This window comes from Pectobacterium betavasculorum (assembly GCF_000749845.1).
Taxonomy (GTDB): Bacteria; Pseudomonadota; Gammaproteobacteria; order Enterobacterales; family Enterobacteriaceae; genus Pectobacterium; species Pectobacterium betavasculorum.
The window spans coordinates 485415-507473 of record NZ_JQHM01000002.1 but is presented as its reverse complement, the minus strand read 5'-3'; the positions used below and the strand labels follow the sequence as shown (position 1 = coordinate 507473).

At 51.0% G+C, this 22059-nt stretch carries 21 protein-coding genes, 1 tRNA gene and 1 pseudogene; 9 read left to right on the top strand and 14 right to left on the bottom strand.

All coding sequences use genetic code 11. The features are described from left to right. Window positions 1–117: 117 nt before the first annotated feature. From KP22_RS09825 to KP22_RS09785, 9 genes and pseudogenes are all read right to left on the bottom strand, one after another. A complete protein-coding gene (locus KP22_RS09825; protein WP_012822487.1) occupies window positions 118–513 on the bottom strand; it encodes a DoxX family protein in 396 nt (131 codons plus the stop codon). Between the two features lie 272 nt (window positions 514–785). Beyond that, a complete protein-coding gene (locus tag KP22_RS09820) occupies window positions 786–1076 on the bottom strand; it encodes a YqjK-like family protein (RefSeq protein WP_039323946.1) in 291 nt (96 codons plus the stop codon). After that, window positions 1073–1468 carry a phage holin family protein gene (locus KP22_RS09815; RefSeq protein WP_039303051.1) on the bottom strand — a complete coding sequence of 132 codons (396 nt, stop codon included), beginning with the start codon at window positions 1466–1468 and terminating at the stop codon, window positions 1073–1075. The genes KP22_RS09820 and KP22_RS09815 overlap by 4 nt, the downstream gene beginning before the upstream one ends. A gap of 13 nt (window positions 1469–1481) precedes the next feature. Further along, a complete protein-coding gene (locus KP22_RS09810; RefSeq protein WP_039303053.1) occupies window positions 1482–1787 on the bottom strand; it encodes an ElaB/YgaM/YqjD family protein in 306 nt (101 codons plus the stop codon). Window positions 1788–1978: 191 nt separating this feature from the next. Continuing rightward, on the bottom strand, window positions 1979–2368 hold the full coding sequence (locus KP22_RS09805; RefSeq protein WP_039323945.1) for a DUF1090 domain-containing protein: 390 nt from the start codon (window positions 2366–2368) through the stop codon (window positions 1979–1981). Window positions 2369–2373: 5 nt separating this feature from the next. Beyond that, on the bottom strand, window positions 2374–2769 hold the full coding sequence (gene mzrA, locus KP22_RS09800; RefSeq protein WP_039323944.1) for an EnvZ/OmpR regulon moderator MzrA: 396 nt from the start codon (window positions 2767–2769) through the stop codon (window positions 2374–2376). 2 nt (window positions 2770–2771) lie between these two features. After that, entirely contained in the window at window positions 2772–3455 is a 684-nt protein-coding gene (locus tag KP22_RS09795; protein WP_039303060.1) for a DedA family protein, read from the bottom strand. Between the two features lie 484 nt (window positions 3456–3939). Beyond that, window positions 3940–4716 carry a transcriptional regulator ExuR gene (exuR, locus tag KP22_RS09790; protein ID WP_039303063.1) on the bottom strand — a complete coding sequence of 259 codons (777 nt, stop codon included), beginning with the start codon at window positions 4714–4716 and terminating at the stop codon, window positions 3940–3942. Between the two features lie 245 nt (window positions 4717–4961). Beyond that, window positions 4962–5294: pseudogene (locus tag KP22_RS09785) on the bottom strand (MFS transporter); the annotation flags it as partial. A 251-nt stretch (window positions 5295–5545) separates the two neighbouring features. On the opposite strand from KP22_RS09785, the gene uxaC reads away from it, so the two are divergent. From uxaC to KP22_RS09765, 4 genes are all read left to right on the top strand, one after another. Beyond that, complete coding sequence (uxaC, locus tag KP22_RS09780) at window positions 5546–6955, top strand: glucuronate isomerase (RefSeq protein ID WP_039323942.1); 1410 nt, start codon at window positions 5546–5548, stop codon at window positions 6953–6955. Window positions 6956–7158: 203 nt separating this feature from the next. Continuing rightward, window positions 7159–8625, top strand: coding sequence for a tagaturonate reductase (locus KP22_RS09775; protein WP_039323941.1), 1467 nt, complete (start codon window positions 7159–7161; stop codon window positions 8623–8625). 19 nt (window positions 8626–8644) lie between these two features. After that, entirely contained in the window at window positions 8645–10135 is a 1491-nt protein-coding gene (locus KP22_RS09770) for a UxaA family hydrolase (protein ID WP_039303073.1), read from the top strand. An 88-nt stretch (window positions 10136–10223) separates the two neighbouring features. Next, entirely contained in the window at window positions 10224–10754 is a 531-nt protein-coding gene (locus KP22_RS09765; protein ID WP_039323940.1) for a YgjV family protein, read from the top strand. Between the two features lie 78 nt (window positions 10755–10832). On the opposite strand, the gene sstT is transcribed toward KP22_RS09765, so the two are convergent. The 3 genes from sstT to KP22_RS09750 form a co-directional block, all read right to left on the bottom strand. Next, window positions 10833–12080, bottom strand: a complete 1248-nt coding sequence (sstT, locus tag KP22_RS09760) for a serine/threonine transporter SstT (RefSeq protein ID WP_039303077.1) — start codon at window positions 12078–12080, stop codon at window positions 10833–10835. Between the two features lie 517 nt (window positions 12081–12597). Continuing rightward, window positions 12598–13551: a TerC family protein gene (locus KP22_RS09755; protein ID WP_039303081.1), complete on the bottom strand. Its 954-nt coding sequence runs from the start codon at window positions 13549–13551 to the stop codon at window positions 12598–12600. Between the two features lie 271 nt (window positions 13552–13822). Beyond that, window positions 13823–14821: a Gfo/Idh/MocA family protein gene (locus tag KP22_RS09750; protein ID WP_039303083.1), complete on the bottom strand. Its 999-nt coding sequence runs from the start codon at window positions 14819–14821 to the stop codon at window positions 13823–13825. A gap of 161 nt (window positions 14822–14982) precedes the next feature. On the opposite strand from KP22_RS09750, the gene rlmG reads away from it, so the two are divergent. Further along, window positions 14983–16122 (top strand): 23S rRNA (guanine(1835)-N(2))-methyltransferase RlmG, encoded by a 1140-nt coding sequence (gene rlmG / locus KP22_RS09745; protein WP_039323939.1) that lies wholly within the window; start codon window positions 14983–14985, stop codon window positions 16120–16122. 16 nt (window positions 16123–16138) lie between these two features. Here rlmG and KP22_RS09740 read toward each other — a convergent pair whose 3' ends face one another. Further along, the gene (locus KP22_RS09740) at window positions 16139–18190 is read right to left on the bottom strand and encodes an NADPH-dependent 2,4-dienoyl-CoA reductase (protein WP_039323938.1); all 2052 of its coding nucleotides are present in this window, start codon (window positions 18188–18190) and stop codon (window positions 16139–16141) included. Between the two features lie 215 nt (window positions 18191–18405). On the opposite strand from KP22_RS09740, the gene KP22_RS09735 reads away from it, so the two are divergent. From KP22_RS09735 to copM, 4 genes are all read left to right on the top strand, one after another. Next, on the top strand, window positions 18406–18702 hold the full coding sequence (locus KP22_RS09735) for a hypothetical protein (protein WP_039323937.1): 297 nt from the start codon (window positions 18406–18408) through the stop codon (window positions 18700–18702). Window positions 18703–18967: 265 nt separating this feature from the next. Further along, window positions 18968–19456, top strand: coding sequence for an ATP-independent periplasmic protein-refolding chaperone Spy (gene spy, locus KP22_RS09730; RefSeq protein WP_039303095.1), 489 nt, complete (start codon window positions 18968–18970; stop codon window positions 19454–19456). Window positions 19457–19920: 464 nt separating this feature from the next. Continuing rightward, window positions 19921–21390, top strand: a complete 1470-nt coding sequence (locus KP22_RS09725; RefSeq protein ID WP_039323936.1) for a GGDEF domain-containing protein — start codon at window positions 19921–19923, stop codon at window positions 21388–21390. Window positions 21391–21462: 72 nt separating this feature from the next. Further along, entirely contained in the window at window positions 21463–21825 is a 363-nt protein-coding gene (copM, locus tag KP22_RS09720; RefSeq protein ID WP_039303102.1) for a CopM family metallochaperone, read from the top strand. Between the two features lie 90 nt (window positions 21826–21915). Here the strand turns inward: copM and KP22_RS09715 are convergent. Further along, window positions 21916–21991 (bottom strand) — tRNA-Ile (locus tag KP22_RS09715). Window positions 21992–22059: the final 68 nt, after the last annotated feature.

Here is a 22059-nt window from a genome sequence, read left to right as displayed (position 1 = left end):
AATCCTCCCGTTAGTGAATGATGATAAAACGACGGCAAGCCTTGAATGCTTGCCGCCGCTATTGAGTGTATTTGCTATTCAACTATTAAGTGTAGTACAGGCTGGATAAGGTCTGTCTTACCACTTTTTGCCCAGCAGACGGTCGATGCTGAATGCGCCTGGACCAGTAACAGCTAGCAGGAGGTAGCCACCCGCGATGGTCAGGTTTTTCATGAACATCAGTTGGTTCATGCCTTCAGCAAAGTTAGAGTGGAAAAGCAGTGCAGTCAGCAGCGTAAAGCCAGCAGTGAACAGTGCGACGGTACGAGTCAGCAGTCCGAACAGAACCGCCAGACCCCCACCCAGCTCCAGTAGAATGGTCAGCGGCAGCAGGAAGGTCGGTACGCCCATCGCCTGCATGTACTGTTGTGTGCCCGCATAGGCATCGCCCAGCTTGCCGTAACCTGCAACGATAAACAGAATCGGCATTAAGATACGAGCAACCAGCAGTGCAGTGCTTTCTAAATTTTTCATCATCTCTCCAATTAATTTTGTTGTGGGCTATGTCGCCCTGTTTTGTTTGTTGTGGCATGTGTTGTCTGAAAACTTTGCCTGCCATCAGGTTATGGGCAGATAGTATAGAGAGATGATTTGCGCTGCCAGCGAGTATAATTGTTGTTTTATTTCAGAAAAATTGATGTTTGGTTAAATGCATAAGAACGCGCTGTATTTATGAGAGCGCGTTAGGCAAAGTGAGACGAAAAGTGTCGTACAGGAAAGGCTGATAATCGATGTAATAGAAGGGATTACGGACGTTGATCAAATGTTTTGCGGACGAGCCTGAATGTTCCCCACAGCCCGACAAAACGGCGTCCCCAGCGAATCATGCGGCTGGGATGACGCACCCCATATAGCGCTATGAGGCTGGAGCCAACGATCCAATATTTACGCCACTGCATCAGACTTTGCCAGCCGCGATCGTAACGGGCAGTGGCATCCAGCCAGTGTTTCTTGCCTGCCGATAAGTCCAGCCGCTGCTGCTGTATCCGGCGCAGTAGCTGGGCTTTTTCTCTGTCTCGCTGCTGACGTTGGTTCATTTGGGATCGTCCTCTAGCAGCGCTCTGTCGGTCGCCAGCTCCTTGCGCGTCGCTTTTAGCAAGGTAGAACGACGTACCTTCACGAGAGTCCATATACCACCTATCAGCGCCAGCCCTAATAATGTAGCGGTGATGCAACCCAGCGTATAAAGACGGTACTGAGGGTCGATACCCCAGACGATCAGCGCAACCAGACTCATGATGCCAAACATGGTGAAAAGCAGTGTCAGCCCGACCAAAAGAAGCAACTGAATGAGGTTTGCTTTTTCTTCCTCTAACTCAATTATGGCCAGACGCAAACGGCTTTCGACCATCTTGACGACAATGGTAAGGATGCGTTGGGCAGAGCCTATGACCCCGCTAGCGGGGCCTCGTTGTGATTTATCCGTCATAACATTCCGCTAATTAGCGACGAGACAACAGGACGCCAAGCACGACGCCGACTGCTGCGCCAATACCGACACCAGTCCACGGGTTCTGGCGCACATAGTCGTCCGCAGATTCAACCGCTTCTTTGGTGTGGGATGCGATGCGTTCACCCGTCTCGCTCAGACGGCTGCGCGTTTCTTTCAGTGCGCTTTCTGCCTTATTGCGTAGCTTGTCGAGTTCTGCTTTAGATTTATCGCTAGAGGTACTTAATACTTCTTCCAGCGTATCCGCCAGTGATTTCAATTCGGCGCGTAGGTACTCAGAATTTTGATCTTTAGCCATATTAATAACCCTTCATATTTTAAACCTGAATGTTAACTATAGCTGAAGCTAAAATTTATGCCGCCCTAAATCGATAGGGACAATTCTGATAACCCGCTGTAAATTTTAGTGATTTACTTTTTGTTCATAAAATAAACAGATGTCGTGTATTTCGTAGGAACAATGTTTTCCAGGTGCAGTGTGATGATAGTCTATTGCGACGTGCCATTTTCCGCTGCGCGCAATTCTTGCTCGGCTTCAGCCAGCTTTCTTTCTCGCTTGAGGATCTTCTCTGCGTCATCCCCTTTCTTACGGCTTTCGCTCAATTCCTGCTGACGTTCAGCGACTTCTTTACGTTTTTCAGCAACGGCTTCCTGACGTTTCTCTGCCAGCCCGGCATCCGTACAATGATTTTTTACGCCGTCCAGCGCCTTTTCTAATCCACTGATTCGGTTCTGGTTACCGTGCTTGTGTGCTTCATCGATTTGGCGCTGAATATCCTGCGCTTTCTGCTGACAGGTTTCCACCTGGCTGGCGGTATTCGCAAGAGCATGACCGGAAAAAAGGACAGATAGTACGATAACAGTTGGAGACAGTTTCATATTCGTCACCCCAGTTTGGATTGTTTTTGTGTCAGTTTCTGCTGCCAAAAAGGTGCAGGGTTTGTCGCCTGCTGTGCGGTAATCGTGAATTTAGGCAGAGATAAACGCAGCACGTCTCTGGCAGCGATGCTCTGTTCTGGCGAAGCAAGACGGACGATCAGGCTATCTTGCTCTGGCGTAATGCTTTTGATCGCAATCCCTTTTTCATTAAGACGCTGATACACGTAAAAGCCGTCGGGCAATGCGGCTCCACCATATGGCTTGATGTGTAGCATAGCATCGTCTTGGGAATGACGTGGCGACTGGGACTGCGTCAATACGATAATGGGCAGAGCAAGCAATAACAGTATGCGGCCTACTTTTTTGCGGGATAACGTAGAGAATAACCATCGGATTGACACAGTTAGCTCCCTTTTTCTGCATTATTTGCGTTAGCATCGCGTTTTTTACGCCACAGTACAAAGAGCGATCCGAACAGACCGATAAACAGTAGCGCCAACGGCAGCATCATGAGGAAGAACATCAGTTCGTCTTCATACTTCATGAAGACCGTCGTTTTGCCTAAGGCGAAGCCCAGCGTAACCAGAATAAACACCCACAGGAACCCGCTAATCCAGTTAAAGAACTGAAAGCGTACGTTATTCAGACCTGATAAGCCTGCAATAGTGGGTAACAGAGTTCGCACAAAAGCCAGAAAGCGGCCAACTAAAAGCGCGGACAGACCGTGACGGTGGAAGAGTTGGTGGGCGCGTTGGTGATAGTGTGCAGGCAAATGTGAAAGCCAGCCCTGAACCACACCCGTATTGCCAAGCCATTTACCTTGAACATAGCTGGCCCAGCAGCCGAGGCTGGCGGCTGTCGTCAGTAAAAATATCGTAAAAGGATAATTCATCGTGCCTTTGGCGACGAGGACGCCGACCAAAATGAGCAGGCTATCGCCAGGTAAGAAAGCGGCGGGGAGCAGGCCATTTTCCAGAAAGATGATCAGAAACAGCAATATGTAGATGGTCCACACCAGCTTTGGGTCGGCTAAAATATCGAAATCCTGATGCCAGAGTGCGTTTAACAGTTCTTTGATTAATTCCATCCGGTATTCCTAATACTGCTTACATTTTAGCCTTGGCGACAATCACGCTTCTAGACATGACAAGAGTGAATACAGTTTTATACCCCTCATACTTCACGTTATTAAGGGGATATCAGGGCACAGGATTGTGATTTTTTGATGATCTCTGTTTTTTCCGCCTGATAATGACGCTGGTGTCTGACTTGATGCTCGTTTTTCGCTGCGAATCGATAAACAGGCAGCTTGGGGATTGTTTGGTCTTGGCAGACTTTAGATCCAAAGCGGCGGATTAAGCGTAAGAAAGACGCGTTAACTGTAACAAAATAGGTGTTTCTGAGACAGAAAAATATTACGACAACTGGGGCGGTTTCGGGGGATTTTTCGAAGAAGAATTGGGGTTTCTGCGATATTTTACACTCGCTGACAGAAATCAACGTTTTCTGACTTTTTCTCTCAGATTCAAAATTTCCCTCCTCGCTCAAAACGAGGGGGGAAGATTGACATCTTAGGACTTGCCTGTGTGTATTTGATCGAGATGAACGACCGGGTTTTCGGCGAACATATAGCGATCGACGTTAAATTCGAAATCGTCCGTCGTGGCGCGAAACAGCATCTGTTTGGTGTTTTCCAGATGTTGCCACATTGCCAGCTTTGCAGCGTAAGGATCTTTGCGAATCAGCGCCTTAAGGATGCGATCGTGCTCTTCACACCAGCTTTCAATCGACTTGTCGTCAATGTGCTCATGCAGTTTGCGCCAGTAGGGATTGTGAATTCGTTGGCTCCACATTTTCTCGACGATAGTTGCCATTGCTGAGTTCTGTGTTGCGAGCGCGACCTGAACGTGAAATTTGAGATCCCACTGAGAATCACGGAAACGATCTTCCTGACGCGCATATTCCTGAATTTCCATCAGTTGGATGATGTCCTGACGGGTCACTTGCGTTGCTGCAAATTCCGCAATATTGCTTTCAATAAGCTGGCGTGCCTGAAGCAGCTCAAACGGACCTGCTGCGACGAACTCAATGTCACCGCTATTGATAAACGGGTTCTTCTGCTGGTTGGAAATAACGTGGATGCCTGAACCCTTGCGGACTTCAACGTAACCTTCGACCTCCAGCATGATGATGGCTTCACGTACCACGGTGCGGCTAACGTTCATTTCTTCAGAAATATAACGCTCCGCCGGTAATTTTTCGCCGACCTGATACATACCGCTTTCGATACGCTGTTTTAATTCTGCGGCTAACTGCTGGTATAGCCGTCGGGGTTCAGTGAGTGCCATGATGATGTCTACTCTCGATAGATGGCGGTCCATGTGCCACGTCTGGGCCTGAGTGTCTATCTCGTTAATCTTTGAGGGATGATTTGTTATACCACTTAATCATAGCAGCAACCAATGTTGTGGTCACAGTTATTACAATGTGTTACCGGGGAGGTGGCTCACCCGGTATCAGATCATACTGGATGAGTCAGAATAATGCAGGAACTATCAGTGCGGGTTAGCTTCTTTCAATGATTCAGCCGCGGCAGCGACCGGTGTGCGCAACCATCGACGCACAGCAATGCGATGGCGACATAAGGACTGGAGAACAGCCCGATCATACCGAGAGCAATCATTAGTACCGCGCCCATGGTGACAACCAGCTTATGGGAAACGATCAGGTTAACTTTGAAATGTTTCTGGAACAGCATCGGCAGATAGCCACCCAAAATGCAGCCGATATCGGCGAACAACATTGGCATCCAGGCGAACATGGCAATTTCTTTCAGGTTAAAGCTATAGGCTTTAAACATGAACAGTGGGATCCATGCGTTGAAGGTTCCCCAGTCAAACTCAGCCAGGAAATGAGGCAGTGCCATGATTATTTGTCATACATCTTTTAAAGTTGAGTGATATCATAAAGCCATTGCTTTTATAGGGAATAGTGGGTTCTTCATTCAAACAGAGAAAATTCAGCCGTACAGAGCTATGAATGCTGACTTATTGTACTGATTGTTACATTTTTGCGATCGTGACCTCACAAATGCTGTGAGATATCACGCATAATTGGTGTGATATCTTTTAACGACCAACCTATTTGGTGCACAAGAAGCACGGTAAGGAAGAAAACATGCCCCAGTTTCTGAGTGAAGATTTTCTGTTAGATACTGAATTCTCCCGTCGCCTTTATCATGAGTATGCCGTCGACCAGCCTATCTTTGACTACCACTGTCATTTACCGCCTGAACAGATTGCGGAAAACTATCGCTTCAAAAATTTGTATGACATCTGGTTGAAAGGCGATCACTACAAGTGGCGTGCGATGCGTACCAACGGCGTGCCTGAGCGCTTGTGTACGGGCGATGCCAGCGACTGGGAAAAATTTGAAGCCTGGGCTGCTACCGTGCCGCACACCATCGGCAACCCGCTTTACCACTGGACACATCTAGAGCTGCGCCGTCCGTTCGGCGTGACTGGCACACTGCTGTCGCCGGGCACAGCAAAAGACATCTGGGATCGCTGTAATGCCATGCTGGAACGTGATGACTTTACTGCGCGCGGCATCATGCAGCAGATGAACGTGAAAATGGTCGGTACGACAGACGATCCGATTGACGATCTGCGCCACCATAAAGCCGTTGCTCAGGATTCCAGTTTTTCTATCAAAGTGTTGCCGAGCTGGCGCCCAGATAAAGCGTTCAACATTGAGTTGGCAACCTTTAACGACTATATGGCGAAGCTGGGTGAAGTCTCTGACACCGACATTCGTCGCTTCAGCGATCTGCAAACGGCGCTGACCAAGCGGCTGGACCACTTCACTGCGCATGGCTGTAAAGTGTCCGACCACGCGCTGGATGTGGTGCTGTTCGCCGAAGCGGATGACGCAACGTTGGACAAGATTCTGGCGCGTCGTCTTTCTGGCGAAACGCTGAGCGAACATGAAGTGGCACAGTTCAAGACCGGTGTTCTGGTTTGGCTGGGAGCGGAATATGCGCGTCGCGGTTGGGTTCAGCAGTATCACATTGGCGCACTACGCAACAATAACCTGCGTCAGTTCAAGCTGCTGGGGCCGGATGTGGGCTTTGACTCCATCAATGACCGTCCGCTGGCTCAGGAACTGTCTCGTCTGCTCAGCAAGCAGAATGAAGAAAATCTACTGCCGAAAACCATCCTTTATTGCCTGAATCCGCGCGATAACGAAGTGCTCGGCACGATGATCGGTAACTTCCAGGGCGAAGGGATGCCGGGCAAGATGCAGTTCGGCTCCGGTTGGTGGTTCAACGATCAGAAAGATGGTATGCAACGCCAGATGACCCAGCTCGCGCAGCTTGGTTTGCTGAGCCGCTTTGTCGGCATGCTGACCGATAGCCGTAGCTTCCTGTCTTATACCCGTCATGAATACTTCCGCCGCATTCTGTGCCAGATGATTGGCCGCTGGGTGGAAGATGGCGAAGCGCCAGCAGATCTGCCGTTGCTGGGCGAAATGGTGAAAAACATCAGTTTCGATAACGCTAAAAACTATTTTGCCATCGAGCTGTAATTCCGCCGCATCGTACGGTGTGAATTGCGCGAGAGGCACGGCAGTAAGATCCCCCAACCGGTTTACGTCGCGTCTCTTGATGTCCGGTCTTTTGTCGTCGGCATCTGTGATTATTTGATGCTGGTGAATATGAATAAGAGGGCAAGGATGACGGTTTATCGGTCGTGCCCTGAATGTGAGATTCGTCCTGAGGTAGCCTGTTAATGCAAACGTTAAATCGTCGTAACTTCCCCGGCCGTCAACACCCGGATCGCGTTATTCAGTTTGGTGAAGGCAACTTCCTGCGTGCTTTTGTCGATTGGCAGTTGGATTTGCTGAATGAGCACACCGATCTGGATGCGGGCATTGTCGTGGTTCGCCCGATCGATTCTGATTTCCCACCGACGCTGGACACTCAGGATGGTTTGTACACCACCATTATCCGTGGCCTGAACGAGCGGGGTGAAGCGGTTCGCGAACCGCGTCTGATCCGTTCGGTAAACCGTGAAATCAATGTATACCGTCAGTTCGATGAATATCTGGCTCTGGCGCACGATCCAAACATTCGCTTCGTTTTCTCTAATACCACCGAAGCCGGTATCAGCTATCACGCAGATGACCGTCTGAGCGATGCTCCACCTGTCAGTTTCCCAGCGAAATTAACCCGTCTGCTGTATGAGCGCTTCTGTCATTTTGACGGCGCGGCGGATAAAGGTTGGGTTCTGCTGCCGTGCGAACTGATTGATTACAACGGTGTGGCGCTGAAGGTGCTGGTGCTGCGCTATGCCGCGCAGTGGGAACTGACGCCAACGTTTACCGCCTGGCTGAACGATCACAACACGTTCTGCTCGACGCTGGTTGACCGTATTGTCACCGGTTACCCGCGTGCCGAAGTTGAGGCGCTACAGCAGGAAATGGGCTATCAGGATACCTTCTGGGATACGGCGGAACACTTCTATCTATTCGTGATTCAGGGCCCGCAGTGGCTGGCAGAAGAATTACGCCTGAACAAGCTGGATCTGAACGTGCGTATCGTTGATGACATCAAGCCATATAAAGAACGCAAAGTGGCAATTCTCAACGGTGCCCATACCGCGCTGGTGCCGGTCGCGTTTCTGGCGGGTCTGGATACCGTTGGCGAATCGATGAATGATGCCCTGATTGGCAAATTTGTGGAAAAGACCATTGCCGAAGAGATTGTGCCAGTATTGGATTTACCGCATGACGAGCTGACCTCGTTTGCTCAGGCTGTGCTAAGCCGCTTCCGCAACCCGTTCATTCAGCATCAACTGTTGTCTATCTCGCTGAATGGCATGACCAAATTCCGCACCCGCATTCTGCCGCAACTGCTGACCTACCGTGAGCGTCACGGTGAACTGCCAGCGCGCTTGACGTTTGCGCTGGCGGCTCTGATTGCATTCTATCGCGGCGAGCGCAGCGGTGAAGGCGATGCGTTACAAACCTATCCGTTGCAGGATGACGCACACTGGCTGGAGCGTTATTCCACACTGTGGGCGGGCGTGAAAGAAAACACCGTCAGCCTGGCTGAGCTAGTGAATGTAGTACTGCGCGATGCAGACCACTGGGAACAGGATTTAACGCAGGTTCCTGGCCTGGCTGCGCAGGTGACAGAACAGTTGCAAACCATTGTTGAGCGCGGCATGCGCGCTGCCGTGGAAGGTTATTGCTAATCAGCAAGAAGGGTTATCCATGCAAAGTATTATAAAAATTCATTCTCTGGACAATGTGGCTGTCGCCTTGCGTGATGTTGAGCAAGGCGAAACGGTGTCGGTGGATAGCCATACGGTGACACTTCAGCAACCTGTCGTGCGCGGACACAAGTTCGCGCTAGAAACCATCGCACCGGGAGAAATGATTACCAAGTATGGCCTGCCGATCGGCCATGCATTGGTGTCTATTGCGCCTGGAGAACATATTCACTCCCAGAATGCGAAAACCAATCTGAGCGATCTGGATGAATACCAGTACCAGCCTGAATTTCTCGAACTGCCGCCACAGATGGGCGATCGGGACGTGCAGCTTTATCGCCGCAAAAATGGCGATGTCGGTATCCGTAATGAACTGTGGATCCTGCCAACCGTCGGCTGCGTGAATGGGATTGCTCGCCAGATTCAGCAGCGTTTCCTGAAAGAAACCAATGATGCTGAAGGTATCGACGGCGTTTACCTGTTTAGCCATACCTTCGGCTGTTCACAGCTCGGTCAGGATCACGAGAATACCCGTACAATGCTGCAAAACATGGTGCGTCACCCGAATGCCGGTGCCGTACTGGTGATCGGTCTGGGATGTGAGAACAATCAGGTTGATGCATTCCGCACGACGCTGGGTGATTTTGATTCTGACCGCGTCACGTTCATGGTATGTCAGCAGCAGGACGATGAGGTTGAAGCCGGCCTGGAGCGGCTGCATACGTTGTATGAAACGATGCGCCATGACAAACGCGAGCCGGGTAAGCTGAGTGAACTGAAGTTTGGCTTGGAATGCGGCGGTTCCGATGGGCTGTCTGGTATTACCGCCAACCCGCTGTTAGGCCGTTTCTCCGACTATCTGATCGCCAACGGCGGCACCACCGTGCTGACCGAAGTACCGGAAATGTTCGGTGCGGAACGTATTCTGATGAGCCGCTGCCGTGATGAAGCCACGTTTGAGAAAACCGTGCACATGGTGAATGACTTCAAACAGTACTTCATCGCGCACAACCAGCCGATTTATGAGAACCCATCGCCGGGTAACAAGGCGGGCGGGATCACTACGCTGGAAGAAAAATCACTCGGCTGTACGCAAAAAGCGGGGCAGAGCAAGGTGGTGGACGTGCTGAAATATGGTGAGCGCTTACACACTCCTGGGCTTAACTTGCTCAGCGCGCCGGGGAATGATGCTGTTGCAACCAGCGCACTGGCGGGCGCGGGTTGTCATATGGTGCTGTTCAGTACCGGGCGCGGCACACCTTACGGCGGATTTGTCCCTACCGTAAAACTGGCGACCAACAGTGAGCTGGCGAAGAAGAAACCGCACTGGATTGATTTCGATGCGGGGCGTCTGATCCACGATATGCCGATGGATGAACTGCTGAGTCAGTTTGTGGAGCTGATTGTAGAGATTACCGACGGTAAACGGACGAAGAATGAAGTAAACGACTTCCGTGAATTAGCCATATTTAAGAGTGGCGTAACGTTGTAAATATCATTCATTCTAATTAAAATAAAACGGCGTTTCATTTTCATAATGGCGCCGTTTTTTTCGCAGCAACTTTTTAGAGGCAGGGATCATGACACAGTATTGGATTGCCCAGTCTGTTGGTGTACTGGCATTTCTGGTCGGTATCACCATGTTTTTCAACCGTAACGATCAAAAATTCAAAATACAGCTATCGGCATACAGCGCCGTGATTGGCCTGCATTTCTTCCTGATGGGGGCAAATGCAGCGGGTGCCAGCGCAGTGTTGAACTCAGCACGTACGCTCATTTCACTGAAAACGCACAATATTATTGTGATGTTCGTCTTCATCTCGCTCACGCTGTTGTTTGGTTTGTCGGGCATGCATCATGCGATGGAACTGCTGCCGATAGCGGGTACTGTCGTCAGTACCTGGGCGCTGTTCCGCACCTCTGGGTTAACGACTCGCTGCGTGATGTGGTGCTCAACTGCCGGCTGGGTCGCGCATAATATCTGGCTGGGATCGATTGGTGGATCGCTGATCGAAGGCAGCTTCCTGCTGATGAATGGTTTTAACATTATCCGCTTCTGGCGCATGCAGCGGCGCGGCATCGACCCGTTCAGCGCAGAGAAGAAGGCATAATTTCAGGTTTTGCTCCTAACCCTAACGCCGCCCGTTTTGAAGCGAACGGCGCTAGAGGATAATCAATTCCCTAATTAATCACAGCAGATTCAAACGCTCTTTTTCCGCCAGTTTGGCATCTTCCGCGTGACACACGGCGGCGATGAACATCACGTCCGTTGAGGAGTTTACCGCAGTTTCTGCTGAGTCCTGCAAGACGCCGATGATGAAGCCAACGGCAACGACCTGCATAGCGATGTCATTGGAAATACCAAACATGCTGCACGCCAGCGGAATCAGCAACAGTGAGCCACCCGCCACGCCCGAGGCACCACAGGCACACAGTGAAGCCACGACGCTAAGCAGTAGCGCTGTCGGCACGTCGATCTGAATGCCCAGCGTATGGGCTGCCGCCAGCGTCAGTACCGTGATGGTAATCGCTGCACCTGCCATATTGATGGTGGCACCCAGTGGAATGGCGACAGAGTAAGTGTCTTCATCCAGATTCAGCTTGCGGCATAACTCCATATTTACCGGAATATTAGCAGCGGAGCTGCGGGTGAAGAAGGCAGTCACACCGCTCTCACGCAGGCAGCGCAGCACCAGTGGATAAGGGTTGCTGCGAATTTTCCAGTAGACGATCAGGGGGTTGATCACCAGCGCGACCAATAGCATACCGCCGATCAGTACCATCAGCAGATGGGCATAGCCCCATAGTGCGCCGAAGCCAGTCTCTGCCAGCGTTGACGCTACTAAACCGAAAATCCCCAGCGGTGCGAAACGAATCACTACACGTACAATCATGGTGACCGCGTTGGAGGCATCGTTAATCATGTTCTTTGTGCTGTCCGAACCGTGTCGGAACGCAATGCCCAGACCAACGGCCCAGACCAGAATACCGATGTAATTCGCATTCAGCAGCGCGTGAATTGGGTTGGCGATGACGCTCATCAACAGCCCTTCCAGCACTTCGACAATCCCTGATGGCGGCGTGATGTCAGTGGCCTGCGCGTTGAGCGCCAGCGTTGAAGGGAAGAGGACGCTTAGCACCACGGCAATCAGCGCCGCAGAGAAGGTGCCGATGAGGTAGAGAAACAGGATAGGGCGGATATTGGTTTTCTGCCCTTGCTGGTGGTTGGCGATAGAGGCCATGACCAGTACCAATACCAGAACGGGCGCGACGGCTTTCAGTGCGCCGACGAACAGCGTTCCCAATAAACCGGCAGCCAACGCGGCCTGCGTAGACAGAGAGGCCAGGATAATACCGGCCGCAAGCCCCAGAAGGATCTGTTTAACCAGACTACCGCGAGTAATGTACTGTAAAAAACGAGACTGTTGAGTTTCCATAATTTTGACGATGTAGCCGTTCCGTTTAGTGATTGTGTACACGGAGTTGACACCTCTGGCATGTGCCGGGTGGCTTTTTCTTTCCGTAACTAAATGTGTTTGCGTGTATCAGTATATGAAGATTTACTTTTGAGAAAAGCGATGATGTGGCTTTTTATGACGGACATCCTTGTCCGTCACCCTGCGGGCCGTTGCTGTGCAACGTTGAAAAACGCTCCCGACGTTTTTTTATGACGGACATCCTTGTCCGTCACCCTGCGGGCCGTTGCTGTGCAACGTTGAAAAACGCTCCCGACGTTTTTTTATGACGGACATCCTTGTCCGTCACCCTGCGGGCCGTTGCTGCGCAACGTTGAAAAACGCTCCCGACGTTTTTTTATGACGGACATCCTTGTCCGTCACCCTGCGTAGCGCTGATATTCGCGCAGAACGCGCGTGGGAATGATTGAATATAGAAATATTGAATGAGGAAAGATATCTCCGCACAGCGGGAGCCGTGCGGAGAGGGGGGTAAGAATTAGCGCTCGGCGCGTTTGTTCACCCAGACGTTGATCAGCATGGTAATGATCAGAATGCTGGCAACGACGCCCAGAGAGATTGCCACCGGAATATGGAAAATGTCGATGAGCATCATCTTGGTACCGATGAAGATCAGGATGACGGCCAGACCATATTTCAACAGCGAGAAGCGTTCAGCCACGCCAGCCAGCAGGAAGTACATCGCACGCAGGCCCAGAATAGCGAACAGGTTAGACGTCAGCACAATAAAGGGATCGGTCGTGACGGCGAAAATAGCCGGGATACTGTCAACGGCGAAAATCACGTCGCTGATTTCAACCATAATCAGCACCAAAAACAGCGGCGTAGCAAACAGTATGCCGTTACGACGGACAAAGAACTTATCGTCCTCGATGCTATCCGTCATGCGCAGATGGCTACGTAGCCAGCGCACCAGCGGTTTGTCACCGATCGCGCCGTCGCCTTCTTTAGCCAGCGCCATTTTAAGGCCAGTAAACAGCAGGAACGCGCCGAACACATAGAGCAGCCACTGGAATTGCGTGACCAGCCAACTACCGCCAAACACCATTAGCGTTCTGAGAACGATGGCACCCAGCACGCCGTAAATCAGCACGCGACGTTGGTATTGCGGAGGAACGGCGAAGTAGCCGAAAAGCATCAGCCAGACAAAGACGTTATCGACGGCAAGCGCTTTCTCAATCAAATAACCGGTCAGGAAGGCCAGCGACTGCGCGTTAGCGACTTCGCGACCTAACGTGCCGTCGAGATACCACCAGAAACCGGCGTTGAATAGCAGAGAGAGGGTGACCCAGATGATCGACCAGACGGCAGCCTGTTTGAACGTCATTACCGTCGACCCTTTGCGCCCTTGATAGAGCAGGTCGATGGCCAGCATCACTATAACAATGGCAGCGAAGCTGCCCCATAACCATGGCGTGCCGATGGTGTGCATAGCAAGATCCTTAAATAGAAACAAAAACGGCCAACATCGGAAGGACGCTGGCCGCTTGTCATTAAAGCTGCAAATGCACCTCGCCTCCCGGCAAGGTCTCACTTACAACGTTAATGAAGCTGCTTCATTAAGAATCAAGCTTTCATCAAAGTTGCCCAGTAACCGGATGCGGAACGCATCGTAATGACGATTAGCTGGCGGAAAAGTTACTCCCCTTTGCCTGACTGAAGATAGGTGAAAAGATGATCCTGGTCAAATAATTATCGCCGTCTTATTCCGCATTTCCTGGTGTCGCCGCATCGGCGGGAAACACGATGCCCGTTTGGCGGCGAATTTCTGTCAGCAGCCCGGCGACGGTGCGTGATCGTGCCAGCTCCGCATGGTTGATATCGTTATCGCTGACCAGCGCAGCAAAGACTTCCGCTTCGTACAGCATGCTGTTGATATGTTGCGGCTGGCTGAGATCGATCTGCTTGCCTTCACGCGGGATGAATTTCACGTTATGGCATTCGGAGACTTTTTCAATCACCAGTGAACCGTCTTCCCCCTGAACTTCGCTGGGAATGGCGGAGTGACTGACTTTGGAGTGGACGATGGTGACATCGAAATCGCCGTAATTCAGGATGATGCTGCCATGCGCATCCACACCGCTTTCCAACAGTGTCGCGCTGGCCTGTGTCGTGCAGGGTTCTCCCCACAGCGCCACGGCGAAGGCCAGACAGTAATAGCCGATATCCATGGTGGAACCGTTAGAAAACACCGGATTGAACGTATTCGGGTTCTCGCCAGCCAGATAGCGCGGGTAGCGTGAGGAATATTGGCAGTAATTCAGCACGACTTTACGCAACCTGCCGACTTTCGGCAGTGCCTGCTGTACCACGTTAAAGTTGGGCAGACAGGCAGTTTTAAACGCTTCAAATAGCACCACCTGATTTTCTCTGGCACAGGCGATCATTTGTTCGACTTCATAGCGGTTGGAAGCCAGTGGTTTTTCACAGATGACATGCTTACCGTGGCTCAGGAAAAGTAAGGCTTGTTCGCAGTGCAGTGAGTTAGGGCTGGCCAGATACACGGCGTCGATAAGGTCGGATTTCGCCATGGCTTCCAGTGAATCAAAGAGCGTATCCACCATGTAATCGGCTTGAAATGGCTGTGCTTTTTCTGCCGTTCGGGAATAGATGGCGGTGAGCTTCAATTTGCCAGTTTCATGGGCGGCATCAACAAACTGACGGGTGATCCAACTGGTTCCTACAATAGCGAAGCGAATCATAAGCGTTTGGTATCCTGAGGGCATCGATGATGAATAGGCAGATTATCACGGTGAAATCACAAGGCAACGCCAATCATTTCCCTTTCTGGCAGAGAAAAGCATTTACTGATGGGCTATTTTAAGGGATAAACAGCGCAAATTTTATGATGTAGGAGAGGCTAATGAGCCAACTCGAATTGGAAACGTGCAACCTGACGTTGGTGCGTTACCCTCAGGTCGCTGAAAACTCGGCGCTACAGGCGTGGGATGCCGCAGATGAATACCTGCTGCGTGAACTGGCCACCATGGAAATTGCGCCGGGCCCGCGCCTGATTTTCAATGATACGTTTGGTGCGCTGGCCTGTGGCTTGCAAGCGCAATCACCTGTCAGCATCAGCGACTCTTATCTCAGCCAACTGGCGACGCGACATAATCTGGAACTGAACGGCTATGATGTCGATGCGGTAACGCTGTTGGATAGCATGGCAGAGTTGCCTGATGCGCCTGCGCTGGTGGTAATGAAAATACCCAAGACAATCGCGCTGCTGGAACAGCAGTTGAGAATGTTGCGTAAGGTTGTCACGCCGCAAACGCGCATCATTGCCGGGGCGAAGGCGAGGGATATTCATACTTCTACGCTGCAACTGTTTGAGCGCGTGATGGGGCCGACGAAAACCTCGCTGGCCTGGAAAAAAGCGCGTCTGGTTCACTGTGAGTGGGCGGAACTCAAAGTCAGTGAGCAGTCACTTACTACCGAGTGGGAGCTGGATGGCTACGGCTATCGTATTCAAAACCATGCTAACGTGTATTCGCGTAATGGGTTGGATATCGGCGCACGTTTCTTTATGCAGCATTTGCCGGAACAGATAGACGGTAAGATCGTCGATCTCGGTTGTGGCAACGGTGTCATTGGGTTGGCCGCGCTGAAAGCTAACCCGGACGCCACCGTCGGCTTCTTTGATGAATCCTACATGGCGGTGGCCTCGAGCCAGATTAACGTTGAGGTTAACTGCCCGGAGGATGTCGATCGGTGTAGCTTCGTGGTGAACAACGGATTGTCCCGCGTTAGGCGCGATACGTTGCAGGCGGTATTGTGTAACCCGCCATTTCATCAGTTACAGGCAGTGACCGATGAAATCGCCTGGCAGATGTTTATGGATGCTCGCCGCTGCCTTCAGGTCGGTGGAGAACTGCGTATTGTGGGTAATCGCCATCTGGATTACTTCCACAAGCTAAAGCGTCTGTTCGGTAACTGTGAAACGATTGCAAGCAACACGAAGTTCGCCGTACTGCGTGCGGTTAAAACGAATTCGTCTCGCTAAGCTGAACCTGCTTAAACTAGAGTGTTAACGCTAGCCGGGTGGCCTGATCGATTGCCCGGCGAGCGTCTAATTCCTGCGCCACATCAGCACCGCCAATCAGATGAATATGACACCCGGCAGCCAGTAAGGGATCATACAGCTTTCGGTTGGACTCCTGACCGGCGCAAATAATGATGTTATCCACTGGCAGACAGCGTATTTGCTGATCGTGGATAATGTGCAGCCCTTCATCATCAATATGGTGATATTCCACGCCGCCCAGCATCGTCACGCCGTGACGCAGCAGCGTAGCGCGGTGTATCCAGCCTGTCGTTTTCCCCAAATTTTCGCCGGGCTTGCCCGCCTTCCGCTGTAATAAGGTAATGTCCCGCTGGTGGGGAAGCTCGTTAGCGTGATGAGGCAATAGACCACCCCGGTGCTTTAACTGCTTATCAATCCCCCATTCCGCATAAAAGTCGCCGTCCGGCTGAGAAGGGAGGGAACTAAGGCCGTGATTGTGATTAAGGAGATGATTGTGGTTAAGAAGATAGTGCGCAGTATCAAATCCGATGCCGCCTGCGCCGATGATCGCCACTCGCTTGCCGACCGGCTTTTTGTCGCGCAGTACGTCCAGATAGCTCAGCACGCTAGGATGATCGATGCCAGCAATCGCGGGGATTCGTGGCACGATGCCAGAGGCCAGGATGATGTCATCAAAACCGAGTAGATCAGTGGCGGTTGCCCGCGTGCTCAGACGAAGCGTGACGCCGTGTAGTTCTAGCTGTCGACGGTAGTAGCGTAGCGTTTCATAAAACTCCGCTTTGCCGGGAACCTGTTTGGCAATGTTGAACTGCCCGCCGATATAGGAAGACGCTTCAAATAGTGTGACCTGATGTCCGCGAGCGGCGGCGTTGACGGCAAAGGCCATACCTGCGGGACCTGCGCCGACCACGGCAAAGCGTTTACTGACTCGCGCTGGTCGGATAGGTAGTTCAGTTTCATGGCAGGCGCGTGGGTTGACCAGACAAGAGGTGACCTTGCCAGCGAAAATTTGATCGAGGCAAGCCTGATTACAGCCGATGCAGGTATTGATTTCATCGGCACGCCCCGATTGTGCTTTTGCCACCAGTTCGGCATCGGCGAGAAAGGGACGCGCCATCGATACCATGTCGGCACAGCCCTCGGCCAGCAACTGTTCCGCCACGCCAGGATCGTTAATGCGGTTGGTGGTAATCAGCGGGATGCGGACTTTCCCCATCAGCTTCTTCGTCACCCAGCCGAATGCACCGCGTGGCACCAGCGTGGCGATAGTCGGAATTCGCGCTTCATGCCAGCCGATACCAGTATTGATGAGGGTGGCTCCCGCTTGTTCAATCGCCTGTGCCAGTTGAACAATTTCCTGCCAGCTTGAGCCTTCTTCTATCAGGTCCAGCATCGATAAGCGGTAGATCAGGATGAAATCAGGCCCCGTTCGTTCCCGTACGGCGCGGACTATTTCAAGCGCGAAACGGCAGCGGCGTTGAAAGTCACCGCCCCATTCGTCATCGCGATGATTAGTATGCGTCACCAGAAACTGATTAATCAGGTAACCTTCAGAGCCCATAATTTCCACGCCATCGTAACCTGCCTGCTGCGCTAGCCCGGCGCAACGGGCAAAGTCGTCAATGGTTTGCACAATATCCTGCGAACTCATTGCCCGTGGCGCAAAGCGGTTAATCGGTGCCTGAATGGCTGATGGTGCAACCGGATCGGGCTGATAGCTATAGCGTCCGGCGTGGAGAATTTGCAGCGCGATTTTTCCACCTGCATCGTGTACCGCTTGCGTCAGAACCTGATGATGCGCCAACTGCGCGTTGTCGTGTAGGGTGGCCCCCCCTTTGGCGACGGCGCCTTTTTCATTTGGCGCAATACCGCCTGTGACAATTAGACCAACGCCGCCCCGTGCTCGCTCGTGGTAAAATGCCGCCAGCCTTTCGGTGCCATCTGGGTGTTCCTCCAAACCGGTATGCATGGATCCCATCACAACGCGGTTTTTTAACGTCGTGAAGCCAAGGTCGAGTGGGGAAAGCAGCGTGGGGTAGGCAGTCATTACACTCTCCGGCGAAGTTAACTGGTCTGATGAGTTATTGAGTTCAATCTAGCTGTAATTGAGTGAGTTGTGAAATTTATGTTTATTTATTGTGATTGATGTCATTGCCGATTGTAGGGGGAACCGTGTGTAGACAAGGGATCGTGCGCTGGAATGTTTGTTGTCGGGGGCGTGTGACATTATAATCCGCGGGTTTATTGGGCAAAGGTATCGTTATGCGGGTGGAAGAGTTGAAATATCGGCTGGATAGCGCGCTTCAGGCGTTAGAGCAAAGCGTTCAGCGTCAGCAGCAGACGTGGCGGCAGGAACATCAGTCCCTTCAGCAGCAGTTGCTTCAGGCTCAAGAGCGTGATGCTTACCTTTGTACGCAGATCGAACGGCTTTCTGCGAAGCTTAGCTCAATGGATAGTTCGCCGGAGCGAAATCCGCTGATTCAGAAAATGAAAGTCATTCATGCCCACCTTGATGCGTTGGCACAAGACGCTACCGCCTTTAGGCGTTCACTTCCGTAAGCGCACTGCCAGCATTTTTACGCTATTGGCTCGTGGTGCTGTAAAAAAGCACCAAGGGTAAAGCAGTAATATCGTGCCACATCGTTCACGCAATACTCCTGTTCCTTACACAATTCCTCCTCATTCTCCACAATTGCCGCAAATGTGGAGCCGACACTTGCAGAGATTTACCCTTACTCTAATTAACTGAAGGTGTTGGGCCTATACTTTCTCTCGTAGCACGGCACTCGCCGTCGACAAGTCAATTCAGAGAGAGGAATAAAATATGCGTAAACTCACTGCAATGCTGGTTGCTTCTTCTTTGGCATTGGGCGCGGCAGGTCTCGCGCATGCTAATGAAGCACCTAAAGGTCCTGGCTCGGAACACAAGATGATGATGAAAGAGGGCCGGGAGCATCGTGGCATGATGGGGCCGGATGCGATGTTTAAGGAGCTGAATTTGACGGAAGCGCAGAAGCAGCAAATTAAAGACATCATGAAAGATTCCCGCGAGAAAATGCACAAAGCTATGCAGGATGATCGTCGTGATATGCATAGCCTGGTCGCATCAGATACGTTTGATGCCGCGAGAGCACAGGCACAGTTGGATAAAGCCGATGCTGCACACAAGGCCAGAATGCTGAGCGGGCTGGAAACCAAAAACAAAATTTACAATGTTCTGACGCCAGAGCAGAAGAAGCAGTACAACGACAGTTTTGAAAAGCGACTGACTCAGCCGCCAAAACCTGACGGCAAGCCCGTTCCTGCGGAATAACGCGTTCGCGCGGAAATAAATATACTCTAAATAATTCGAGTTTCAGGCAGGCGGCAAGAGAAGGACAAATTCGTCGGGAACGAATTTGACCAGCCAACGGCTGGCCTCCGGTGAGAGACAGGATGTCTCTCATTTAATCCCGATGAGCTTACTCAGGTAAGTATTCGGGTGACTGACAAATCTGCCAGAGGCAGGTTTGAACGCTGCTTGCAGCGGCCCCTGCGGGGCGAGGTACACGTAAGTGTGCCGAGTAGCGCGGCCAACGCACATGCAACTTGAAGTATGACGAGTATAAGTTAGTAAGACCACCGGATTGACGTATTACCTCACGGGGAATGCATCAGTTCGGTGGTTTTTTTATTTATTTTCCCCTCCATCATCACACTGTAAGTAGGGAAATGATTAATGTTATTCTCACGGGAGACAGCAGAAGGGATTATTGGATAGCGGGCGGTAAAGGACAGATGAATAACGATTTGACGTTGAAAACTATAAAATTCATGCCGCTTCTGTTTGTAACCACCCTAATAGTGAGCTGTCTGGGATTTCGGTTTCGAGTGCTGGATGAACTGTCGCTATTTTGGCCTGCCAATATTCTGGTTTTTTGTCTCATGATTAGTTTCAGGGTCAGAAAAGGGACGATAAAAGGCAAAACGTTCTCGATCGGTATGGGTTTTTTGGTGAGTTATGCGGCGATGCTGTTGGCTGCGTTATTGATGGATAATAATTCACCGTTAAAAACCAAGGTACTGTTATGTTTGTGCAATATTATCTTTGTGGTGGCGGCCTGGTGCGCCTTTTGCCTGATATGCCGGTTTACCGGAAAGTGGTCGGCATTTGAAAAGTTCAGCAAATATTACGTCTATATTATTTTCGCTTCGACGTTTGTAGGCGCGTTCTCATCCGGAATGGCATATGGTTTTTATGCGTATGTCTATGATACGGGGAACCGCTATGACGAGTTTATGGACTGGTTCAGTGAGCAACTGGGAACCGGTATTATTCTCGCGTTCTTTTTCCTGCGGGGTAAAGATATCCTGCGGGCGCTACGGAATATTCCGCTTTGTCCTAAGCACATCAAAGAAAATATTTTTCCCTTTCTGGTCTTTATTATTTTCTTATTGGTTAGCCTGTTTTTTCTGGATGCCAGTCTTATTACACTGTCCGTTATTCCACTCACGCTGTGTGCGTTTAATTACTCTTTCCCGATTATGTCGCTGCTCTGTGCAATTACGGGCGTAATACTGAATTATCTCTATATTAATCAGGTCGGTATACTGATCAATTCAAATTCTGAAGCGTACATTAATTCGTTTCTCACCACGGCACGACTGAATATTGCGATGCTCATTATGGCGATGTTAAGCGTCTCGCATTTTGTCTCGATGAATCGGCGACTGATTAAAATCATCGAAAGTAACAGCCTGAAGGATGCGCTTACGAATACCTTCAATCGTCGCGCTTTCCTCAGTATGTTGAATGGGAGACAGGGCGTGCTGATGAATAAGAAAAAGCGTCAAATAACGCTGTTATTTCTGGATATCGATTATTTTAAGCAGGTCAACGATACCTACGGCCATGCCTGTGGTGATGAATTGATCGCCAGCTTTGCCCGTATGCTGAGCGCCAATATTCGACCGAGCGACATTCTTTGCCGCTGGGGCGGGGAAGAGTTCATTATTGCGGCTTATGACCTGACGGATGAGCAGTCTGAAGCCATGGCCGAAGCACTGCGGCGTCTTACGGAATCCACGCCGCTTATGCTGTCCGATGGCCGGGAAATTTACTTTACTGTCAGCATTGGCGTTGCCATTTTTCCCCAGTATGAAGGTGGCAATATTTACGATCTCATCGGGCTGGCGGACGAGCAACTCTATAAAGCGAAGGCTCAGGGGCGTAATTGTGTTTGCATGCGTCAGGCTGATGGTTCCTGAATCTTTTCTTGACCTTCCCCTTACTGGAACGTCTACCCTCAAAAAAGTACTGTGACTGATTGAGAGGTTGTGATGAAGAAAGTTCATTTGTTATTAACGGCGACCTTGCTGGTTCCATTTCTCTCGTTTGCGGCCGACAGCGCCCATAGCGGCCATGGTTCAACGAAAGGTGAGTCGTCTTCCCAACAGGCGTATACGAAAGGCATGGATGCGATGCATACCGAAATGATGGAAGGTATGAAGTCCAGCGACCCTGATATTGCCTTCGCCAAAGGGATGATTGCACATCACCGCGGCGCGATTGATATGGCTAAGACGGAACTGCAATACGGCAAAGACCCGGAACTGCGCAAGCTGGCGGAAGAGATTATCAAAGCCCAGCAGCCGGAGATCGACCAAATGGAAGCCTGGCTGAATAAGCAGGGCAAACAATAAAATTCGCCGATGGCGCTTCTTTGAGAAGCGCCTTTTTGTTTATAGAAAACAAAAAGGAGTCACGCTATTAACGTAACTCCTTGATATATCTGGTGGCCCCTGCTGGACTTGAACCAGCGACCAAGCGATTATGAGTCGCCTGCTCTAACCACTGAGCTAAGGGGCCGAATGGGCGATGATTATACGGTAATGTGCAGGGGAAGGTCTATAGCCTATCTGCCGGGTGGTGGTTTT